17 protein-coding genes are annotated in these 21,359 nt (G+C 40.8%); 4 read left to right on the top strand and 13 right to left on the bottom strand.

Translation table 11 applies throughout. The features are described 5' to 3' along the window. Positions 1 to 9: 9 nt before the first annotated feature. The 9 genes from Q0779_RS06205 to Q0779_RS06245 all read right to left on the bottom strand — a co-directional run bounded on the left by Q0779_RS06205 (position 10) and on the right by Q0779_RS06245 (position 11,727). Positions 10 to 1,728 (bottom strand): glycosyltransferase family 39 protein, encoded by a 1,719-nt coding sequence (locus tag Q0779_RS06205; protein WP_298770622.1) that lies wholly within the window; start codon positions 1,726 to 1,728, stop codon positions 10 to 12. Further along, positions 1,721 to 2,392, bottom strand: coding sequence for a VTT domain-containing protein (locus Q0779_RS06210; RefSeq protein WP_298770624.1), 672 nt, complete (start codon positions 2,390 to 2,392; stop codon positions 1,721 to 1,723). The genes Q0779_RS06205 and Q0779_RS06210 overlap by 8 nt, the downstream gene beginning before the upstream one ends. Further along, complete coding sequence (locus Q0779_RS06215) at positions 2,392 to 3,147, bottom strand: glycosyltransferase family 2 protein (protein ID WP_298770626.1); 756 nt, start codon at positions 3,145 to 3,147, stop codon at positions 2,392 to 2,394. The genes Q0779_RS06210 and Q0779_RS06215 overlap by 1 nt, the downstream gene beginning before the upstream one ends. A gap of 668 nt (positions 3,148 to 3,815) precedes the next feature. Further along, a complete protein-coding gene (locus Q0779_RS06220) occupies positions 3,816 to 4,463 on the bottom strand; it encodes an SGNH/GDSL hydrolase family protein (protein ID WP_298770627.1) in 648 nt (215 codons plus the stop codon). A 206-nt stretch (positions 4,464 to 4,669) separates the two neighbouring features. After that, positions 4,670 to 7,237 carry an aminopeptidase N gene (gene pepN, locus Q0779_RS06225; protein WP_298770629.1) on the bottom strand — a complete coding sequence of 856 codons (2,568 nt, stop codon included), beginning with the start codon at positions 7,235 to 7,237 and terminating at the stop codon, positions 4,670 to 4,672. Positions 7,238 to 7,319: 82 nt separating this feature from the next. After that, positions 7,320 to 9,353 carry a carboxy terminal-processing peptidase gene (gene prc / locus Q0779_RS06230; protein ID WP_298770631.1) on the bottom strand — a complete coding sequence of 678 codons (2,034 nt, stop codon included), beginning with the start codon at positions 9,351 to 9,353 and terminating at the stop codon, positions 7,320 to 7,322. A gap of 29 nt (positions 9,354 to 9,382) precedes the next feature. After that, the gene (proQ, locus tag Q0779_RS06235) at positions 9,383 to 10,024 is read right to left on the bottom strand and encodes an RNA chaperone ProQ (RefSeq protein WP_298770634.1); all 642 of its coding nucleotides are present in this window, start codon (positions 10,022 to 10,024) and stop codon (positions 9,383 to 9,385) included. A 294-nt stretch (positions 10,025 to 10,318) separates the two neighbouring features. Then, positions 10,319 to 10,777, bottom strand: a complete 459-nt coding sequence (locus tag Q0779_RS06240; protein ID WP_298770636.1) for a GAF domain-containing protein — start codon at positions 10,775 to 10,777, stop codon at positions 10,319 to 10,321. 638 nt (positions 10,778 to 11,415) lie between these two features. Continuing rightward, positions 11,416 to 11,727 carry a YebG family protein gene (locus Q0779_RS06245; protein WP_298770638.1) on the bottom strand — a complete coding sequence of 104 codons (312 nt, stop codon included), beginning with the start codon at positions 11,725 to 11,727 and terminating at the stop codon, positions 11,416 to 11,418. A gap of 295 nt (positions 11,728 to 12,022) precedes the next feature. Between Q0779_RS06245 and Q0779_RS06250 the strand changes: the two genes are divergently transcribed. From Q0779_RS06250 to Q0779_RS06265, 4 genes are all read left to right on the top strand, one after another. Beyond that, on the top strand, positions 12,023 to 12,655 hold the full coding sequence (locus Q0779_RS06250) for a paraquat-inducible protein A (protein ID WP_298770640.1): 633 nt from the start codon (positions 12,023 to 12,025) through the stop codon (positions 12,653 to 12,655). After that, complete coding sequence (locus Q0779_RS06255; RefSeq protein ID WP_298770642.1) at positions 12,642 to 13,283, top strand: paraquat-inducible protein A; 642 nt, start codon at positions 12,642 to 12,644, stop codon at positions 13,281 to 13,283. The genes Q0779_RS06250 and Q0779_RS06255 overlap by 14 nt, the downstream gene beginning before the upstream one ends. Then, positions 13,261 to 15,882, top strand: a complete 2,622-nt coding sequence (locus Q0779_RS06260) for an MlaD family protein (protein WP_298770644.1) — start codon at positions 13,261 to 13,263, stop codon at positions 15,880 to 15,882. Before Q0779_RS06255 ends, Q0779_RS06260 begins: the two co-directional genes overlap by 23 nt. 190 nt (positions 15,883 to 16,072) lie before the next feature. Further along, entirely contained in the window at positions 16,073 to 16,468 is a 396-nt protein-coding gene (locus Q0779_RS06265; RefSeq protein ID WP_298770646.1) for a hypothetical protein, read from the top strand. 8 nt (positions 16,469 to 16,476) lie between these two features. Here the strand turns inward: Q0779_RS06265 and Q0779_RS06270 are convergent, their stop codons facing one another. The 4 genes from Q0779_RS06270 to Q0779_RS06285 all read right to left on the bottom strand — a co-directional run bounded on the left by Q0779_RS06270 (position 16,477) and on the right by Q0779_RS06285 (position 21,345). Continuing rightward, positions 16,477 to 17,202 carry a GMP synthase gene (locus Q0779_RS06270; protein ID WP_298770648.1) on the bottom strand — a complete coding sequence of 242 codons (726 nt, stop codon included), beginning with the start codon at positions 17,200 to 17,202 and terminating at the stop codon, positions 16,477 to 16,479. 73 nt (positions 17,203 to 17,275) lie between these two features. Further along, on the bottom strand, positions 17,276 to 18,442 hold the full coding sequence (locus Q0779_RS06275; protein ID WP_298770650.1) for an iron-containing alcohol dehydrogenase: 1,167 nt from the start codon (positions 18,440 to 18,442) through the stop codon (positions 17,276 to 17,278). 10 nt (positions 18,443 to 18,452) lie between these two features. Further along, positions 18,453 to 19,871 carry an aldehyde dehydrogenase family protein gene (locus Q0779_RS06280; protein WP_298770652.1) on the bottom strand — a complete coding sequence of 473 codons (1,419 nt, stop codon included), beginning with the start codon at positions 19,869 to 19,871 and terminating at the stop codon, positions 18,453 to 18,455. A 103-nt stretch (positions 19,872 to 19,974) separates the two neighbouring features. Next, positions 19,975 to 21,345, bottom strand: a complete 1,371-nt coding sequence (locus tag Q0779_RS06285; RefSeq protein WP_298770654.1) for a glutamine synthetase — start codon at positions 21,343 to 21,345, stop codon at positions 19,975 to 19,977. Positions 21,346 to 21,359: the final 14 nt, after the last annotated feature.

The raw sequence follows: 21,359 nt of genomic DNA on the forward strand, positions 1-21,359 counted from the left end.
CTTAAGAGACTATTGATAAATTTGCTTCATTGCCTGAACGTAACGCTGTACTCGCTGGGGTTTTGGACAGGTCGCTAACATTGCATCATGCCCAAATAACAGCCAATGACGCCGATGAGCAATGCCTAAGTCTGTGGCTTTAGACGGATCAAAACACAATAAATCTTTTGATTTTTGCGTCAACACATAGCGATTAGGCTTTTCTTTCATCCATAGCCAAGCATTCTTATCTTGCTCTTGTGGAGAAGCTAAATAACTAAAATGCACTAAGGGCATAGGAGAAAAAAGTAAAAACTGTTCTTTAAATCGAGCCAGGCCCACTTCACTGTTTGGTGCAATATCTTGCTGTATTCTTGTCATAATCGCCTTGGCTGGTGTGCGAGCATCATTCATCACGGGGTAAGCCACTAAACCATATAGTACCCAAGTCAAACCTATGCCGACAGCATAATGATAAAGACTCAAGTTTATCTGCTTTTGTTGCCGTATGCCGATAAACAAAACACCAATCCAAATCACCGCGCCGCTTAAACAAAGTAAGGCTAATGGCCCAGTTGTCTCACCCACTTGTCGTGTAATGGCGGGTAATTTAAACAAGCACAAAAAAAACCCAACAACGAGGACCGATGTCAATAATATCCCCGTCGAGGCCAGTACTTTATTAAACCATTTTTTAACTTCTGATAATGAGCAGCAGGCCCCAACTAATAACGCAAACATAGGCAAGGCAGGTAAAATATATAAATTTCGCTTGCCGGGGCTTAAACTAAAAAAAACAACCACTAACCCTACCCAAATCAATAATGATATCGCCACTGGAGAAGCAGTGAGTTTTCGCCAAAACCCTTTGTTAATCATCAACAGATATAATGGAAACCACAAAAGCGGAATGACACTAATAAAGAAAAAATACCAAGGCTTAATGTGTCCCCACGAATTAACATAACGCTCAGCCGTTTGCTTAAATAAAATATTATCCCGATATGCTGCAAAGTCAGGATTGTCACTGGTATATGAAAAATACAAAATTGGTGTCAGCCAAGCGAGCAACACCATCAATAATACCAAGGGGCCTAAAAACAACTGCATATTCATTTGACTGTCAAATCGATACCGCTTGCTATAATGCAATGCAAAAATGGGAATAAGAAAAAATACCGGTAAAAAGCCCACTCCTTTAGTTAGCACTCCTAACCCCATAAAAAACCATGCGAGCAAGTACCATAATTGAGAAGGTGCAACAAAAAAATGACGAATAAGCCCATACATACTAATGGTTATCCAGCACGCGACCATTGCATCGATTTGAGCAGTTTTTGCTTGAATGATAAATTGTGGCGCAATAAGCAATAAGATCGCGGCCTTCTTAGCCACTTTAATATCCCACAACCTTGCACCTAAATCATACACACACAATAAAGTAATCAGACTCGCCACGGCATTGGGTAATAAAAACGTCCAAGACAAGGAACCCGTTAGCAGATACAGAATCGCCATTGACCACATAAAAATAGGCGGCTTATCCGGATAAAACTCCCCTCCTCTTTGGGGGAAAAACCAATTACCCGATGCCACCATTTCTCGTGCCACTTCCACAAAACGAGGCTCATCGGCAGGCCAAGGATCTCGTAATCCAACGCCTGCAAAAATCACAATAAACCCAATGATAAGTAGCCAAATCAGGGTTTGATAATAGTCTTTTTGCGGCAACGGCATCTCATTATTCATTAACAATATCATCCTTTAAAAATGCTAATTTTGATTTCATATGATCGCGATAAAGATAATGAGTAAACAACATACTCACTCCAAATAACACAAGGCTCAGATACAATAACTGATTATTGAGAGTATGGATCCCTGCTCCAATTAAACTAAATATCAATGTTTGAGGAATATAGCCAATGGCACTGGCGCTAATAAAAGAAAAATACCGAATTCCAATACAACCACAAAACACATTGGTTAACACATTATTGCCCACTGGAAATAATCGTAATGTGAGGATTTTATAAAAAGGCTTTCGTTGACAAAATTGGTAAAACTGGTTTATTTTTCTAGGAAAGTGAGCTCTTAGCCAATGACCTAAAAGATAGTGAGCAATCCAATAATTAACACTTGCTGCTACTAAACTCACGAGTATCGCTAAAAGCAGGCCATTGAATGCTCCAAATAAATAACCATAAAGCAAACCATTGACTTGCCTAGGTCCGCCAATAAAGACAAATACACATGTGGCACAGATTAAAAATACATACCCCATTACGCCTTGATGTTGCAAATAGTCATTGATCCAATTTCTATCAGACAAGCGCATTAAAATGGGCTCGACAGCATCACTCAATAGCAAGCCTATCACAATACCAAGCACGATAACCTTGAATACTTTCATCAATTATTCGCTGATTTTTCATCATTTGAGTCAAAACGGACTATCACAGATTCAGGGTATTTAGCCCGTTGTCTAAGCCAAAAAACGCCTACTAAATCAATTATTCCCACCCACAGTCGATTCCATACATTATAATTTGATACCCCAGCGCTCCTGTCTCTATGATTCACTGGACAAATAATAATCGCTCCACCTAAGCGCTTAATGAGCGCAGGTAAAAAGCGATGCATATGATCGAAATAAGGCAATAACATAAACGTCTTCTTCGGAAACAGCTTTAACCCGCAGCCCGAATCCGGCACACCATCAGCCAATAATGTTTGCCGCACTTTATTGGCAAAGCGAGATTGAAAACGCACCCATGGCGTATCGAGTCGTTGATGTCTATAGCCTGCTATACAAAAATGTTCAGCCGTTTGGGTTTTAGCCAATGCAATTAACTTAGGGTAATCTGCAGGATCATTTTGTCCATCAGCATCGGAGGTAATAATCCAATCACCATTGGCATGACAAACTGCACTGTATACACCAGTACTTTGTCCACAACTATGGGAGTGTGATAACACTTGCAATGAGCAGCCACAGTCGGTTGCCATTTCGATGGCTTCTTGAACCGTTCTGTCATCACTGCCGTCATCTGTGATCACAATTTCAAATGAATAATCTTGATATAAACTCTGATGGATTTCTTGGATTAATAGGCCAATATTTCCTTGTTCATTCTTTGCTGGCAACACCACTGAAATTAAAGACATGGAAAGCTCACACCTGTTACATATTATCAAATTAAAATTTAAGAAGATGAACAGCGAATGCATCAACATATTAATTATCACAACCTAGTGTAATTAGTGATTAAATACAACTAATATTTAACGCTTTGGCACTAAAATATATACCCAAAAGGATTATCAAAGTGTATTGACATGTCAATATTCCCACAATAATAATACTTTTGAATGATGCATTCATTAATAATAGGTTTATTTGAAATAATACTATAATTAATATTAATCCGCTCTTAATTAATATTAGCTATTACTGATTTTCTCAATTATAAAATCACGATTTTTAGGAGAGTAATACTATTTAAATACACTGCATCAGTCACGTTTACACATCCCAGTTTTCACCGCGTACTCAACATTATTGTCGAGCGGTTGATAAAAGCATCATTTGCCCTCTAGTCGCTGACGCTGACACTCACTTTGGCACTTAGGAAGTCGATAAGGCATATAAACACTGACAATCGGGACAAGCTGTTGGAAAATTGCTTTAAATTAACAAATCAATAAGGCAAATAAAATGAGGAGGATCATTAAATTTATTCATTTCCCAATAACAGCGTTCATGCATTTCAAAACCACTTAACCCTAAGGGATTAACAGCCATAATCTCTCATTATGGCTATCATTAAAATCATTTATCCTTTAGCCAACACACTTGCAGACACACGGTTAGCTAATGCCTTACCTAAGATTGAATGTGCATCTTTATCGAGATGAATACCATCAATATCACTGGTTTCAACCACAGTTGCGGCATCAAAATATAAGGTCTGATAAGCCCTAGCAATAATGGAGTACTCAGCCGATAGTCCTTGACTTCTTTGCATAGCCCCTTCAAATTTATAGGCAATAGTCCCTTTGGCAAGCTTAAGATGTGGCGGGGCAACAACCATTATATCAGGTAAAGGCATACCCGGTTCAATCGGCGCTTGCCTAATAATATTAATCAGCTTAACCATTCCCTGACCTGACAGTGCAACACTATTATCATGGGTACATTGAAAGTCATTCGTCCCTAACATCAAGATCACCAATTTTAATGGCGAGTGCATTTCAATCACTTGACCCAAGCCTTCTGAGCCATCTCGACCCGCCCTAAACGGATCGCTCCACACCGTTCGGCGACCATTTAAGCAGTTTTCTAACACTCGCACCGATTTCCCTTTCTCAAGCAAAATATTTTCCATCACACCGGGCCACCGCTCATCAAATGATAAACGTTTACGAGTATTGGGAATAATGCCCCATGACATGCTATCGGAATACACTAAAATATTGTCCATAATAAACCTAACTTCCTGTTACAACTAAATTTCACTGGAGATCATAAATTCTAAGTCAAATCGGCATTAACCACAAACCTTGAATATCATATTTGTTTTATGTGTATATAAAAAAGCTTTCTTGATGAACACTTTCATATGAAATGAAAAAGGCTTTCTTAATAAAAGAAAGCCTCATCATCAAGCTAAACACATTTCTAACAATTTTATGCGCTCTCTAATGCCTTAGATACTTTCTCAAATAAATCTTTAGACAGATCCGGTAAATCTAATAGCTGTTGCAATGACGCTTTCATTAAGCGCTGACGGGATTCATCAAACTTTTTAAATTGGATGAGTGGCGTTATCACTCTCGCGGCCACTTGTGGATTAACACTATTGAGCTTAATTAAAATGTCTGTGACAAATTGATAGCCTCTACCGTCTAATCGATGAAACTCATTGATATTGCCGGCAGCAAACATACCAATAAGAGAACGCACACGATTAGGGTTCGATAAACTAAACGCTGAATGCTCAAGCAATCGCTTTATGTTATCAATACAGCTGTCATCATTTAACAGTGCTTGTAAACTAAACCATTTATCCATCACCAAAGGCGTGTCTATCCAAGTCTGTTCAAAGGCTGTCATCAAATCTTGACGCACACTGGATGCTTCAGCATTAAGCGCCAATAAAGCCCCTATGCTATTGGTCATATTATCGGCTTGCTCAAATTGAGTCACTGCCAGCGATTGATACTCATCACGGCTTTCAATCAGTAACGCTAAGCATTTATTTTTAAAAGCACGTGCCCCAGCATCATCAATTGAAACCAGCTCTCTGTAACGGGCTAATAACTCGTCTTCACAACCTTGGGCAATTTGCTCGATAGCAAAGCCTCTTGCTAAACTTAACTTATCGAGATCCACTTGCGCGACTTGTTCAATTAACGACGAGAGGCTCGGCAAGGTTAAGATTTCAGCCACTAAGGCCTTATCCAATGCATCATTGAGAATAACCCCTTTAAAGGCGTCAACAATACGTGGATCAAGCACCATAGCAGTACCAGCCTGTAGATGAGCCACATTATCCCAAATGGCATGACTGAATAAATTAACCGACGCTTCCCAGCGTGCCACTTCACTGCTGGCATAGGTCATAATGTGCACTAGCTGCTCTATGCTGTAGTCAAACTTTAAGCGAACAGGCGCTGAGAAGTTTTGTAATAATGACGCAACAGGTTGATGGAATATCCCTTCAAATGTGAACGTTTGCTCGCTTTCTGTCACATTGAGCACTTGAGATAAAATCGTTTCACCTTCGGGGCTTAATAGCTCAATATCAAAGGGGATATGTAACGGCAGTTTATCTAACTTATCCGGAGTTTGAGGTGTCATTTGCGACAAAGAAAGCTGATAAACGCCCTTTACTGCATCAAAAGCTTCTTCAACACTCACCACAGGCGTACCGGCTTGACTGTACCATAATCTAAATTGAGTCAGATCCACACCCGATGCCGACTCCATTGCACTGACAAAGTCATCACAAGTGACCGCTTGCCCGTCGTGACGTTCAAAATACAAGGCCATTCCAGCTTGAAAGTGCACTTCACCTATCAGTGTGTGCATCATGCGGATCACCTCAGCGCCCTTATTATACACAGTCACTGTATAGAAATTATTCATTTCAATCACAGATGCAGGGCGAATAGGGTGAGCCATGGGGCCTGCATCTTCGGCAAACTGTTGATTTTTCATCACACGAATGGCATGAATACGATTAACAGCGCGAGAGCCTAAATCTGAACTAAACTCTTGATCGCGAAAAACCGTTAAGCCTTCTTTTAAGCTCAACTGAAACCAATCACGGCAGGTGACTCGGTTTCCTGTCCAATTATGGAAATATTCATGACCCACAACCGACTCAATACCATGATAATCATCATCGGTGGCACTTCGCTTATCGGCTAACACGTATTTGGTATTAAAGACATTTAAGCCTTTATTTTCCATCGCGCCCATGTTGAAAAAATCAACGGCAACAATCATATAAATATCGAGATCATACTCAAGATTAAACCGCGACTCATCCCACTTCATGGATTTTTTCAACGACGCTATCGCATGATGCGCCTTATGTAAGTTACCTTTATCAACAAACACTTGTAATTTAACTTGTCGGCCACTCTTCGTCTGATATTCATCTTCTAACAGATCAAAATCACCCGCTACTAACGCAAACAAATACGCAGGCTTTGGAAAAGGATCGTGCCATTTCACATAATGATGCTGTGCATCAAGCTCACCTTTCTCGATTAAATTGCCGTTACTGAGTAAATAAGGGAATCCTTGATTCGGTGCAGTAATCGTCACGGTATAAATGGCTAGCACATCGGGCCTGTCGAGAAAGTAAGTTATGCGCCTAAAGCCTTCGGCTTCACACTGAGTGCAATAGGCCCCATCGGACATATACAGCCCTTCTAAACTCGAATTGGCCTTGGGATCTTGCTGGGTAACAATTTCTAATTCAAACGCATTAAGTGTACTCTTAACAACCAATTTTCCATCAAGCACTTGATAGTCAGCATCTGCACCATTAACTTTAACCGACGTTAATTGAATTTCTTCACCATCAAGGGTCAACCACTCTTGATGTTCACCTTGTCTAATGACCTGACTCGTGGCTGTCACTGTCGATTGCGCATCGGCTAAATGGAAGGCTAAATCAATATGACTAATGGTAAAGAGTGGGGCTTGATAATCTTTTAAATATTTAGGTTCCAATTGAGACATATTTTACTCATCCTTATTCTTATTAATGACATAAAAAAACGCGCCATTAGCGCGTTTTTTATTGAGCACAATCCAACACAGCTTATTTAGCTTGCTTCTCTGCTTTGGCTAAATCTAGTGTGATATAGACAGTCTCATTTAAAAATGCATCTACAGGCTCAACTTTATCGTCAACATCATCCAGTGATTTCACTTTCTTAAGCCCTGCTTTAACTCGACGTTCATTGACTCTATCAAGCTGCTTTTTATCATTTTCTTCACGTTCTTTCAAACGCTCACTTTCAACCAATGACACACTCTTTTCATTGTGATGCTTCTTAAACTCAGCAATATCACTGTTGATATAACCAAATTCAACATCTGTCTTAATGCGTTGCTGATAATTCTTATCAAGCTGAGCAATCATACTCGGCGTAATATCGTTGAGCGTCTTGTATTTTGCAACAGGCACTTTATCCCAAGGCAAAGCGTTTTTAGACTCGGCTTCCCCATATTCACCTGGTTCTAATGCACTAGGGTATTGAATATCCGGTGTCACCCCTTTTAATTGCGTGCTGCCACCATTAATACGGTAGAACTTAGCAATAGTGTATTGTACATGCCCAAGGGGTTTATCATATAAATCATAAATACGCCCTAAACTCTTATGCTGCTGCACCGTGCCTTTTCCGTAAGTTGACTCACCCACAATGAGGGCTCTATCATAATCTTGCAACGCCGCGGCAAAAATCTCAGAAGCAGAAGCACTGTAACGGTCGACCATCACAGTCAGTGGACCTGCATATGTGGTTTTACCATCATTATCACGATTTTGAGTCACGCGGCCATTAGCATCACGAATTTGCACAACAGGGCCTTGATCAATAAATAAGCCTGTCAACAATGACGCTTCTGTTAGCGCGCCGCCGCCATTGCCGCGTAAATCAATAATCACACCTTCCACTTTACTTTCTTTTAACTGGATAAGCTCTTTTGAAACATCTTTAGACAATCCCATATAAAAGCCTGGAATTTTAATCACACCCACTTTACGACCCGCATATGCTCCTTCTTCAGGCTCTATGATTTTAGAACTTGCTGCGCGATCTTCTAATCGAATTTTATCTCGAGTAATGGTGACATTAAAGGTTTTAGCAGACGACCCTCCTTTTTTAGGTAGGATCTCTAACGTCACTTTACTGCCTTTAGGCCCTTTAATGAGCTCGACGACATCATCAAGACGCCAGCCAATCACATCGACCATTTCTTTACCGTCTTGTGCCACCCCAACAATTTTATCTTCAGGAGACAACTTCTCACTACTTGCTGCCGGTCCACCGGCAACCAAACTCTTGATAACGGTATAATCATTATCCATTTGCAAAACAGCCCCAATACCTTCGAGGCTCAAATTCATTTCCATCTGAAAACGTTCGGCATTACGAGGAGAAAGGTAACTAGTATGAGGCTCAACGGTACGCGCAAAAGCATTCATGACAGCTTGAAAGACATCTTCACTGTTTGTTTGACTCAAACGTTTAATGGCATTGTTATAGCGTTTAGTCAATACAGTAACAATTTCATCCCAAGATTTACCGGCTAATTTCAAGTTTAACGCATCGTATTTGACTCGCTCACGCCAAAGCTCATTCAACTCAGCTTCTGTTTTTGGCCAAGGAGCATCTTCTCTGTCAAATTGATACTTATCGCCAGCTAAATCAAAATTCATTTTTTTATCAAGCAGAGACAGGGCATAAGCAAAACGCTCGTAACGTCTTTTTTCGGTCAATTGAAACATAGCATAAGCGGGTTTCAAATCGCCAGTTTCTAGGATGTTATCAAACTGTTTTGCATACTTTTGAAAACCATCAACATCAGATTGCAACAAGACATTATGACGATAATCAAGTTGTTTAAGATAGCTATCAAAAACTTGCTCTGAAAAAGCATCATCAAGCACAAACCGACGATAATGTGAGCGACTAAACAAATCGGTCACCCGTTTACTTGCAACCTTATGCTGAGGCTCCTGCTTTAAAGCGGGTAACTCGCTGAAGGGGATTGAAGGGCTAACGGCCCAGGCAGAAAATCCTAGAAAAATACTGACGACAGTTGCAGCCAGAATGAGTTTTCGCATCAACAAGTTACTCCTTTACTATTTGGCCATTACAGCATTATATGTTCAGCTCGAACTTTAACCGTTAAACCCGAATCTAACTGAACACTCACATCTTCTTTTTTAATATCTAAAATAATGCCAGCAACAGGAGATTGCCCGAGCTTAACATTAACACGTTGATTTTGCTTTAACTCAGTTAGCACTGCAGGCACAAGATCAACCTTAGGAGCAGGTTTCTTTTCTTGCTTGCTTGATTTAACTGCAGGTGCACGCTTAGGAGCTGTCTTCTTAACGGGCTTCTTGTTAACTTTAGGTGACTTTTCAGCGTTTTTAGCCGCTTGTGCTAATCGCTTAGCTTTGGCTTTTTCTTGACTGGCTTTTAGGGTAGTTTGAGCATGTTCGATATGCTCTTGCTCAAGCTCTCCACAAGGCTGACCTTCTAAATCAACACGTTGTACGCCAGGCTTAATGCACTTCAAATAACGCCAGCTACTGGTATAGCGACGTAAAGCAATTCTTAATTGAGTTTTACTGACTTTAGAATCATCAGATAACCTTTCAGCCAAATCCTGAAACAATCCAATCTTTAATGGCTTAGTTTCACCTTCAGCAACAAAGCATAAAGGAAATGTTTCATACAAATACGCAAGAATTGCGTTGGTGTCGGTCAACTTTTCTGTTGATTCCATCATTACTTCCACAGTTTTAAAAAAGGGCACATTGAAAAACCATATACGAGTATACAATTTTTAAGTGTCGTTTATATTTATCTGAATCCACGTAAAAATAAAGCATAAATTGACAATTATTCTTATTCTTAACGTTCTTTCTACAGACATACCTTAGCAATTACAAAGAATAAACGCCAAACATTCATTCAATCAAGTCAAATAGCCTACTTGAATTTTGTAATTTATCAAACCGCCTATTATAAGCACAGTGGCCATGAAAGCGACCACCAATTAACGATAATAGGCTAGCATTTAACCAAATAAGCAGTTTTCGAAGCTTTTTAGCACGACTTCGAGCCCGATTTGATCGTTTTTAGTGAATCTTCCTAACGAAGGACTATCGATATCTAACACTCCAATAACGCTGCCATCACGACAAAAAGGGATCACAAGTTCAGAATTACTGGCCGCATCGCAGGCAATATGGCCTTCAAATTGATGTACATTTTCGATACGCTGACTCTGATTTTCACTTGCCGCAGTTCCACATACACCCCGGCCTAATGGAATACGTGTGCAAGCCACTTTCCCCTGAAAAGGACCTAGTACTAATTGAGTGTTTTTCATTAAATAAAATCCAACCCAATTAATATCATCCAAATGCTCATTCAGTACCGCAGTAAAATTAGCCATTGCACACACAAAATCATCTTCACCGGCAAACAATGCCTGAACCTGACGATTCAATACATCATAATCTTCTACACTCATTCCACATCCTAACGCGATAACATTAAACATTAATGTGCACCAACAAGACTATCGGCGCAGTTAACAGCCAAGCAGTCTAACAAACAAATGACTCAAAATCCTAGTGACTTTTCTATGACAACGCCCTGTATTAACGTGTCAATTACCTAAGAAGAAACACGACTGAACCATAGTGCTGCTTTAATCAACTATCGCTTATATACCCAAACCACTTGAAAGTGCATGTTTTCAGAGCCCGTAAAAAGGGTTAATTCAAGGCGCATTATTGAAAGAATGCTTATTGCCTTTTGAGGTGATGCAACGTAGAAGTTAGTCTTTTTACAGGCTCCCAACGGGCTGGTTTAAAACACTTTTATTCTGCGTTATTGAATATCAACTTAGAATAACTAAGCCCTCAATTCAATGCCTTGCCTAAACGCGTTTTAATTCCAGCTGAATCCTGCACCTTCAAGTGGTTTGGGTATAACAATTCAGGGGGTAATTAAATTCAAAATTTTATTTTCCTAGTAACGGGAAATAAACGCTGTGATCATTAAAATAGACCCAAACACTGCTTTGTTTCAGTGACAGGATAGTCTTGTTGACAACGCCACCTAAAAAACAAAGACTCAGTGGCGCAAGGGGAAGAGATCATATGATTAAGCAGCTTCTTGCCCTGCTTTTTTAACCGCTTTTTTTTTGCTGGCAGGTGTTTTAGCAGTAACCGGCTCCTCTTTCACACTTGAGCCTCCCTTTAATATTTTCATCAAGTCATCCTTATGTTTCGCAAGGTAAAAACTCAGGCTTTCATAAGTTGCATCATCAATATCCAGCGCTGATTCGGCTAATAATGGCTGAAGATTATCAGCAATATCCAGCATTTTATCATAGGCATCCGCATCTTTTTTTGATGTAAATGTCATTTTTTCTACCCCTTCTCTAACCACAACAAATTGTGTGATAACCGCCATAAGCCACTCCATACTGTTTTTATATACAGTACCTATTTTGCCATATTTTCCTCAATATGCAAGTCATAAACCACCTTAATGACAACAGAGTCCTCCTACCTGAATAGCTAAGCTCGCCTTTTCAGGTTTTTTAGGTATATAATCTAATAAGATTTCTCTGATATATAAATATTGCTCACTAATCAATAGTAAAGATGATTTTTCGAGTAAGCTCATAGAAGTAAGCATTATATAAATACATACGTACACATCAACACATTCGCCGTCAACAATCACTAAGTAGGTTAACAAGGTTATGGGATCACAAGCCGAGAATGGGAGTATAGTGTTATGCCACTCTTGCGACTTAGCCATAAGAAAACGAGCCCTGCCTATGGGTGTAAGAGCCTTATGTCCCCGTTGCCACTCTCCTCTTTATCACACCCCCTACTGCTCACTCAATGGCATGTTAGCCTTATGTATCACAGCACTCATTTTCTTCCTGCCTGCACATCTACTGCCGATGCTTGAATTGCATTTTCTTGGGAGCATTAGAACCACAACAGTATTTGAAGGCGCCTTGGCCGTCGGTAAACAAGGTTATTGGATTGTTGGAATTGCAGTAATGACCGCAGCGGTATTTGGCCCCATGTTATTACTGCTTTCAATACTGAGTCAGATAATCATCGTTAAACACAGATTATCTTCGCCTTTTCATCGAAAGATACTCAAGAAGTTACTGATGTTACATACATTATTAACCCAATTATCGATGTTAGAGATTTATGTTATTAGTTTTCTGGTTTCCGCTTTTCAACTGTCTGATTTTGCAACTATTACTTTCGGTATGGGCACATTTTGTTTTACGATGCTCTTTCTATCGAGCTTATTTTTATTGAGAGAATACGATCTTGAACACATGTGGAGCCTGTTAGATGAAAGAAGCTGAAACCTTGCTGCAAGGAAAGGATATACAGTTAACAGCCTGCCCAACTTGTAAACAAATCACATCGTCAAGTCACACAATTTGTCAGCGCTGTGATAGTGCTTTACAGGTAAGAGATACCTTAAGCCTTCAAAAAAGCTGGGCATTGGTGATCACGGCTGCCATTTTGCTGATCCCTGCTAACATTTACCCTATTACTATGCTCACTAAGCAAGGTAATATTCGTTATGACACCATTTTTACTGGGATCATCCACCTCGTTCAAACAGGTATGTTGCCTATTGCTATCATTGTTTTTATTGCTAGTATATTAGTACCTTGGTTGAAAATCATTGGCCTAACATTGTATTTAAGTGCCATCACTTTCAACTTACCTTTATCCAAAAAGAAACTCATGCTAGGTTTTCATATTATTGAAATAATTGGCCGTTGGTCCATGCTAGATCTTTTTGTTATTTCACTTACCGTCGCTTTGGTCAATATGGGTCAACTGTTAGATGCTCAACCTGCCCCAGCGGCAACGCCCTTCGCCTTAGTCATTTTACTCACGCAAACCGCGGCAAAAGTTTTAGACACGCGTTTACTTTGGGATCGACTGGACACTCAAGATGACACAAATAGAACACCCTAAAATTGTTAAAAAAAAGCTCTTCTCTCCTATTTGGTTACTACCCGCGGTTGCACTCATCTTAGCTGCGTGGTTAGGAATACAAAGTATTCGAGATGCCGGTATCACAGTCAGAATTCATTTTCCCAATGCCAGTGGGATGGAAGTGGGAAAAACATTAGTGCGTTATCAAGGACTCAATATGGGTAAAGTCGTTGATATCAGCATCGATAAGAACTTAAGTGGCGTCAATGTCGATGTATTAATGGATTCACGAGCAGAACCCTTCTTACGTGCCAATACACAATTTTGGCTCGTCAAACCTAAAGCCTCTATAATGGGAGTGCAAGGCTTAGATGCCATTTTTTCAGGAAATTACATTGGCATGCTGCCTGGAACGGGTAGTCCAAAAATGTCTTTTAAAGCAGAAACCAATGCGCCAGTTATGCAAGCTGGCAGTGAAGGGATCATTTTAAAACTCAATGCCTCACGTCTAGGTTCATTAGAAGTGGGATCACCCATTTATTTTCGACAAATTCCCGTGGGACAAGTTGTCGCTTACGATCTCAATACAAGTGATAATATTCAAATCAGTATCTTTATTCGCAAACAATATAGCCACCTTGTTAAAATTGACTCACAATTTTGGAATGTATCAGGACTGAACATCGATGCGTCATTATCCGAACTGCAAATTAATGTGGAAAGCCTGGCGTCTATCTTAGCAGGCGGCATCAGCTTTAATTCTAATGACAATTCTCAAGTAGCCCAATCCAATGATAATTTCACCTTATATGAGAGTAAGAAAGAGGCATTAGAAGGTGTGTCTTTCACCTTAAAAGCTGATGATACCTATGGTATCGACAAAGGCACCAATATTGTTTTTAGAGGCATAAAAATCGGCCAAGTCACCCAAGTTGATCTGACCTCAAAAGGAGTCAACATGATGGCAAAGCTAGATAATGCCTATCAAGACTTACTGACTCAAAGTGCACAGTTTTGGGTCAGCGGCGCCAAAATTTCCTTATCTGGCATACAACATCCTGAGCGTTTAATCACAGGCAGTGTGATTAATTTTAAAGCCGGAACTGGACCGGCAAGCGATGAATACCCATTATTGGATAAAGCCCCAGATAAACAGTCTAACAATCTCTATTTAACGCTTAATTCTCAGACTAACCCCGATCTCTCCGTTGGCGCCGAAGTGCGTTATAAACAAATCAAAATAGGTGAAATAACCGACGTCTCTCTCAATGACACACTCACAAGAGTTGACTATCAAGTCAAAATCTATCCTGAATTTGCACAATTGGTAACAAAAACAAGTTACTTCGTATCCGAAGCAGCCGTCTCAATTAACGCCACTTTAGACCAAGTTAAGGTCAAGACTCGTGATTTAGCCACCTTTGTCAAAGGCGCGATAAGCTTAGTACAAGGGACTTCTCGTGTACGAGTTGATAATCAAGCTCAATTAAGACTGTTTCAATCAGATGTTGCCGCCAGCGATTTTTTTGCTCATCAACGTTCAATTAAATTAACATTGCAAAGCCCAGATGGCGCCAGCCTGTCTGCAGGTTCACCCGTTTATTATAAGAAAATGCAAATTGGCAGTGTCAAACAAGTCACTTGGTCTGAAAAAACACAAGCCTTTAATGTCAATATACAGATCCAAAAACAGTTTAAAGGATTAATCAATAACCAAACTGTTTTTTGGCAAAATAGCGCCGTCTCTGTCAATGCGAGTTTGAGTGGTGTTGAAGTAAACGTGGCGCCCCTTAAAGGCGCCATACAAGGCAGCATTGCGCTGGGCATACTAGAAGATCACCAAACTGGCGATCGCACTCATTTATATACCAGTAAAAAACTTGCCTTATCACAAGCTAAATCAATAACCTTACGCTTTCCCGCTGAAGCAAAACTCACCGCTAATGCACCGATCCGCTATTTAGGCTATCAAATAGGAGAAGTGGAAACTGTTAGCCTTGATCCTTCTCTAAAAACCTTAACTGCCAAAGCCTATCTCTATGGCGAGTATGCCAGCCCCTTTTTACGTACAGATGCTCAATACTCATTGGTCGATGCACAAATTGATTTAACTGGGATCAAAGCGCCAGAAACCTTACTGACGGGTCCTTTTATTAAAGTGACGCCTGGAAAGAGTGAACAAAAGATCCACTCCTTTAACGGCACTTTACACGGACAAATTCACTTACCTCCAGATGCGCTCACCTTCGCGATCACAACAAGACAACTTGGCTCATTAAAAGTTGGTACCCCTTTATTTTTTAGAGGCATACATATTGGACAAATCGATCACTATGCCTTATCAGGTCAAGGAACTTTCGTCAAACTATATGCCCATGTTGAACCTCAATATCGCAACTTAGTGAATCGCTCAAGTCAATTTTGGGATCTCTCAGGTATCAAAGTCAATGTCGGGCTATTTTCAGGTGCGCAAGTCGATACAGGTTCCTTAGAAACGATTCTGGCTGGCGGAATTGGTATAGCCACCAAAGATACAACCATCTCAGAGAATAGATTAAAAAGCGGCGACAGTTTTACACTTCACCATAAAAAAGATCCCAGCTGGGATAACTGGTCTCCCGCTCAAGCCACTCCTTAAGTTTTTATTTTGCTCACTCCATGACATCACCTAAAATCATGGAGTGAGAACTGCACTAATTTGTACGCCTTCATTTTTTTAACTAGACTCTAAATAGCCAGCTTACTCCACTTTTGTCTCAATCATTAAGTCTGTAAACAGTTTAATGGCTGTATTCTATTCCAATATTTAATTAATTAAGGATATTATTATGCCAATAAAAAACATTGCGTTAAGTCTAGGACTCTCTGTTTTATTTATCTCAAGCAGTGCCATGGCTAACCCGAACGATGTCTCGGGTCATTGGGTCGGCGTGAACTTCGCCAGTAAAATTAAAGGGCCAACTAAAATCACCATGACATTAAAACAAACAGATCAGATGGTTATGGGGAAATACTTAGCCGAAACAGGTGTTGCTAAAAAGGGGCAAGGCATGAAAACCACGCCAAAAACCTTTAAAATACGTTGGAGAAATACCGCGCCCAAATGCCCAGGAAAATACGTTTATGAATACACATTAAATGGTGAGCAACTCACTTGGATGTTTGTCGGTGAGGACTGCCTAGGCATAGAAAAAGGCCATGGTTATGCCAAACGCGAACCATAACAACACATTTAATCCGCTGCAAAAAAATTCACTATCGATTGCGCCATCCAAGTAGCGTCAGGCGCTACTTTTAATGACAAGAAGCTGCTATTGACTAATTCTGCTGAAAGAATAGTAGAACGCAGCTTAATTAAATCATGACAATAATCAGTACTAAACTCTGGATGACCTTGAATGCCTAAAAAATGTGAACCCAATTGAAACATCCCATAAGAGCAAAATTCACTTGACGCTAATACGCTTGCAGAATCAGGTAAACAAATCACTTGATCTTGATGACTCATCACTAGAGATACCTCAGATAGATCCCCTCCATTCCTATTTTTGGCCATCCAAGGCATGATTTTCATTAGTTGGCAGGCCATGACACCCAGCCCCCACCCTTTATCAGAGCGTTCGACTTTACCCCCCAGCGCTTTGGCTATCATTTGATGACCAAAACAAATACCAACACATTTTTTCTGACGTTCATTAAGTTGATGCACATAATCTTCTAAGGCATGGATCCAAGCTTCATCATCATTCACACAAGCTCGGCTACCTGAAATAATATACCCATCACACTCATCAATTTCTTGAGGATAGTGGCCATCCAAAACAGCATAAAATACGAGCTCAATAGCATCATTTTGCTGACATGAAGCAAAGAGGTGAGTGAACATTTGCGGGTAACCACCATGCTTGACTTGAAAGTGTTCACGTACAACATCACACAGTAAAAGACCTATTTTCATCTTTGTCTCCTTGCCGCTATTTACCTGCTCATGAGCACCTAAACCTTTAAGGAAGTATCAGGCTTTAGATTAATTATAACCGACCTTCAACCGCATCTGTAAATAAAGCCGTATATTCCTCTGCACTCAAAATAATCGGATTCGTTGCAGCCGCCGCATCATCAACTGACATTTGCCCCGTTAGTTTCGCATCACGAAGATCAATATCAATAAGCGCTAGGGTATGAGGAATATCAAGATGGCTTCTCAAGGCTAAAATCCAATCAATAAACCCACCCATACTCGGATGTTCAAACCCTAGACACGTTGCCAAATGAATCATTTTATCTTCAATGACAGCTTGGTTTCGCTTTAAGACATAGGGCATTAAAATCGCATTTAACAGTCCATGATGTTTACCATAAAGCGCACCTAATGTATGAGCTAACGCATGCATGGCTCCGAGTCCTCTCTGGAACGCCGTTGCCCCCATCGTTGATGCCACCAACATCTGCATTCTCGCTTCAATATTATTTCCATCAAGAAACGCAATGGGCAAAAAATATTTAATACGCTTTATGCCTTCAATAGCAATGCCTTCCGCCATAGGGTGAAAAATCGGTGAGCAATAGGCTTCTAAAAGATGCGACAAGGCATCCATCCCTGTTGCTGCAGTAATATGAGGTGGTAATGCAAGGGTGAGTAGTGGATCGAGTAACACGCATTTTGGCATTAATTGAGGATGAAATAACATTCTTTTTCGTGGGTACTGACCTTGTAAATCTGTGATCACCGTAGCACGCCCTACCTCAGATCCTGTCCCCGCTGTAGTCGGCACCGCAATCAAAGGTAAAATTTTATCCCCTTGAATATGGATCCAATTATCGCCTACATCTTCCAGATCCCACAAAGCAAGGTTTTGCTTAGCACTCAACGCTATTGCTTTGGCTGCATCTAAACTCGCTCCCCCTCCTAGCGCAATAATACCATTAATCCCTTTTTGATTGACTATGTTAGCACCTAAGGTAATATTTTCATCGGTAGGATCAGAGGCTATTTGAGAAAAAATATCACATTGGATCTGACTTTTTTCACATAATTGTTGAGCTTGTTTTACCATAGGAAAACCAGCTAGCTGACTGTCTGTCACTAATAAGGCTTTGGTGATATTCAATGACGCGCAATATTGAGCAATAAAAGACAAACATCCTGCCCCGACCCTAATATCGGTAGGGTAATGCCAATGTGCCTCAAGTTTCATTTTCCCTCCTTCAAGACACTGCATGTTGAATATAGTAAGACTTAGGCCGTGTTATCGACTCAAAGCCCAGTATGGACAAACTGCAGCCTCTTCCCGATTGCTTCACCCCAGTCCAAGCCAATGCAGGATCGAGATAATCACAACGATTAATGAATAAGGTTCCCGTATTAACACTATCACCTAAGGCTACCCCCGTCTCAATATCTTGTGTAAAAATAGCCGCTGTAAGCCCAAAGTCACTGTCGTTCATCAGCGCGATGGCTTCATCATCATCATTGACTTTTTGTATACCAATCACAGGACCAAAAGACTCCTGTGTCATCACTTTCATTTGATGATTCACCCCCGTCAATACCTGAGGCGCTAAATAGGCAGTACCCAATTGACTCAAAGGAAACAATGCTTCATCGATATGCGCGGTAGCACCTAGCGCTATCGCCTCTTGTATTTGCTTTCTCACACTCAAAGCGGCAGCAGCGCTCACCATTGGGCCTAAAGTGGTATTGGGATCATTCGAACGACCCAGCACATATTGCAATACCTTTTCTATAAATGCGGCGACAAATTCATCATGAATTTTTTCATGCACATAAAGTCGTTCAATCGCACAGCAAGACTGGCCTGAATTAAAAAAAGCCCCATCCACCAGAGTATCCACCACTTCATTAATCATGACATCGCTGCGGACATAGGCAGGATCTTTGCCGCCCAATTCAAGTCCGAGATACATGAAACGTCCCGCAGCAGCTTGCTCTACTTTCTGCCCGCCGAAAACCGAGCCCGTAAATGCAACATGAGCAATAGCTTCTTGATTAATACAAGCTAAAATATTCTCGTGACTAGTATGCAAATATTGAATAACGCCTTTATCCATTCCCGCTTCTTCAAACGCAGTCACCAATCGCTCAGCACATAATGGCGTTTGAGCTGAATGTTTTATAATAACACTATTGCCTGCAAGTAATGCGGGAATAAGGCTATTAATGGCAGTCAAATAAGGGTAATTCCAAGGAGCGATAATCATAACAACCCCCAAAGGCTCTCGCTTAATATAGCGTGTCACCCCCGCTTTTTCAGCGATGTGTACAGGGGATAATCCTTGTTCACAGATCTTTAATAAATATTGAGCACGTTCATCCACTCCATTGAGCTCGCCTTCACAATATCGAATGGGCCTGCCCATCATCCAACAAAGCTCATTCGCCAGTTCTTGCTTTTGACTCATCAAAATATCAATCGCACGAACACACAACAACTTCCGCTCAACCAATGACATGGCAGCCCAAGACAATTGTGTCACGTTGGCCCTGTGAACTAGCGTGTGTATTTCATCTTGTGTCGCTAAAGGACGAGTGACATAAATTTGATTATCGACTGGAGAAATCGTTTGTTGTAATGCTCCTCCACCCTTCTCATTCTTATCTGACATTTGCACTCCTCACTAAATGATTTCAAATAACGTCCTTCCCATTCGCGGCTATTGGCAAGAATATTGGCAAACAGCTTGTTCGACATTCCTGAACCTCGCTAAACTAAATGATTTCAAAATAGCGACTCATTTCCCAATCTGACACATGCTTACGGTATTCACGCTCTTCCCATTCGCGACTATTAGCAAAGTGTGTCACAAACGCCTCACCAAAAAATACTTTTGCTGCCGTAGACTGCCTTAATTTTTGCGCTGCATCCCATAAACTCGTCGGTAAACTCAACTCTTCAGGCTGGGGCTGATCATATGCATTGCCCTTCACCTGAGGATAAGGCTCTAATTGCTCCTGTATGCCAAATAACCCACTGGCTAACGCTGCCGCCAAGGCTAAATAGGGGTTAGCATCCGCTGCCCCCAAGCGATATTCAATCCGTTGACACCTCGAAGAACCAGAAATAACCCTCAGCGCTGTGGTGCGATTCTCGACTCCCCATGTGGCCTGTGTCGGTGCCCAAAACCCGGGGATCATACGTGTGTAACTGTTAATCGTAGGTGCCATCATAGATAAGAATTCAGGCATCAACTTTTGCTGCCCTGCGAGAAAATGCCGCTGGATCTGACTCATATTATGTTTCTGTGTAGAATCAAAAAAAGCAGAGGTACCATCTTGATGTTGTAATGAAAGATGTATATGCCCACTTTGTCCTGGAAATTCTCCCGACCATTTAGCCATAAAGGTGGCCATCAAATTGTGCCGCTGAGCAAACACTTTCATGAAAGTTTTAAACAATGCCGCTTTATCTGCCGCCGCCCCAAGTTCATCAACACCAATGGCGGCTTCGATAACCCCAGGGCCTGTTTCGGTATGTAAACTCTCAATAGGAAAGTCCATCAACTTAGCCATAGCAAGCATATCTCGATACAGCTCTGCGTGAACCGAATTACGGATCATGGAATAACCAAACCAATCCGGCGTAAACGTGTTCAAATCACGGTAATGTTTTTGCCGTACAGACTCAGGCGTTTCATTAAAGAGGAAGAACTCATACTCAAGGGCACCAAACACATTAAAGCCCATGTCATGAGCTTGCTTAATCACTCGAGACAAAGTTTGTCTTGGACACACCTTCCCCGCCTCGTCATCAAATTCGGCAATGAATAATAACATGCCCTCCTCTTGATATACGTCACGGCAACTGTCTGGTAAAATACGCACCGGTGCATCGGGATAACCCGTATGCCAACCTGTATATTGGGCCTTATCCAATAACTGATCCTTCATATCCCAACCCAGTACCACATCACAAAAAGCAAATCCTTTTTCTAGAGCAGAAAAAAATTTATCCTTCGCCATATATTTACCGCGCATCACTCCATCAATATCAAACAGCCCGACTTTGACATGACTCAAACCTCGCTCTTCAACAATGGTTTTTGCATCCGCAATGGTTTTTACCTGCCTTGCATCTATCATATAAACTCCCTTCC

It is taken from the genome of uncultured Shewanella sp. (assembly GCF_947491715.1).
Classification (GTDB): Bacteria; Pseudomonadota; Gammaproteobacteria; order Enterobacterales; family Shewanellaceae; genus Shewanella.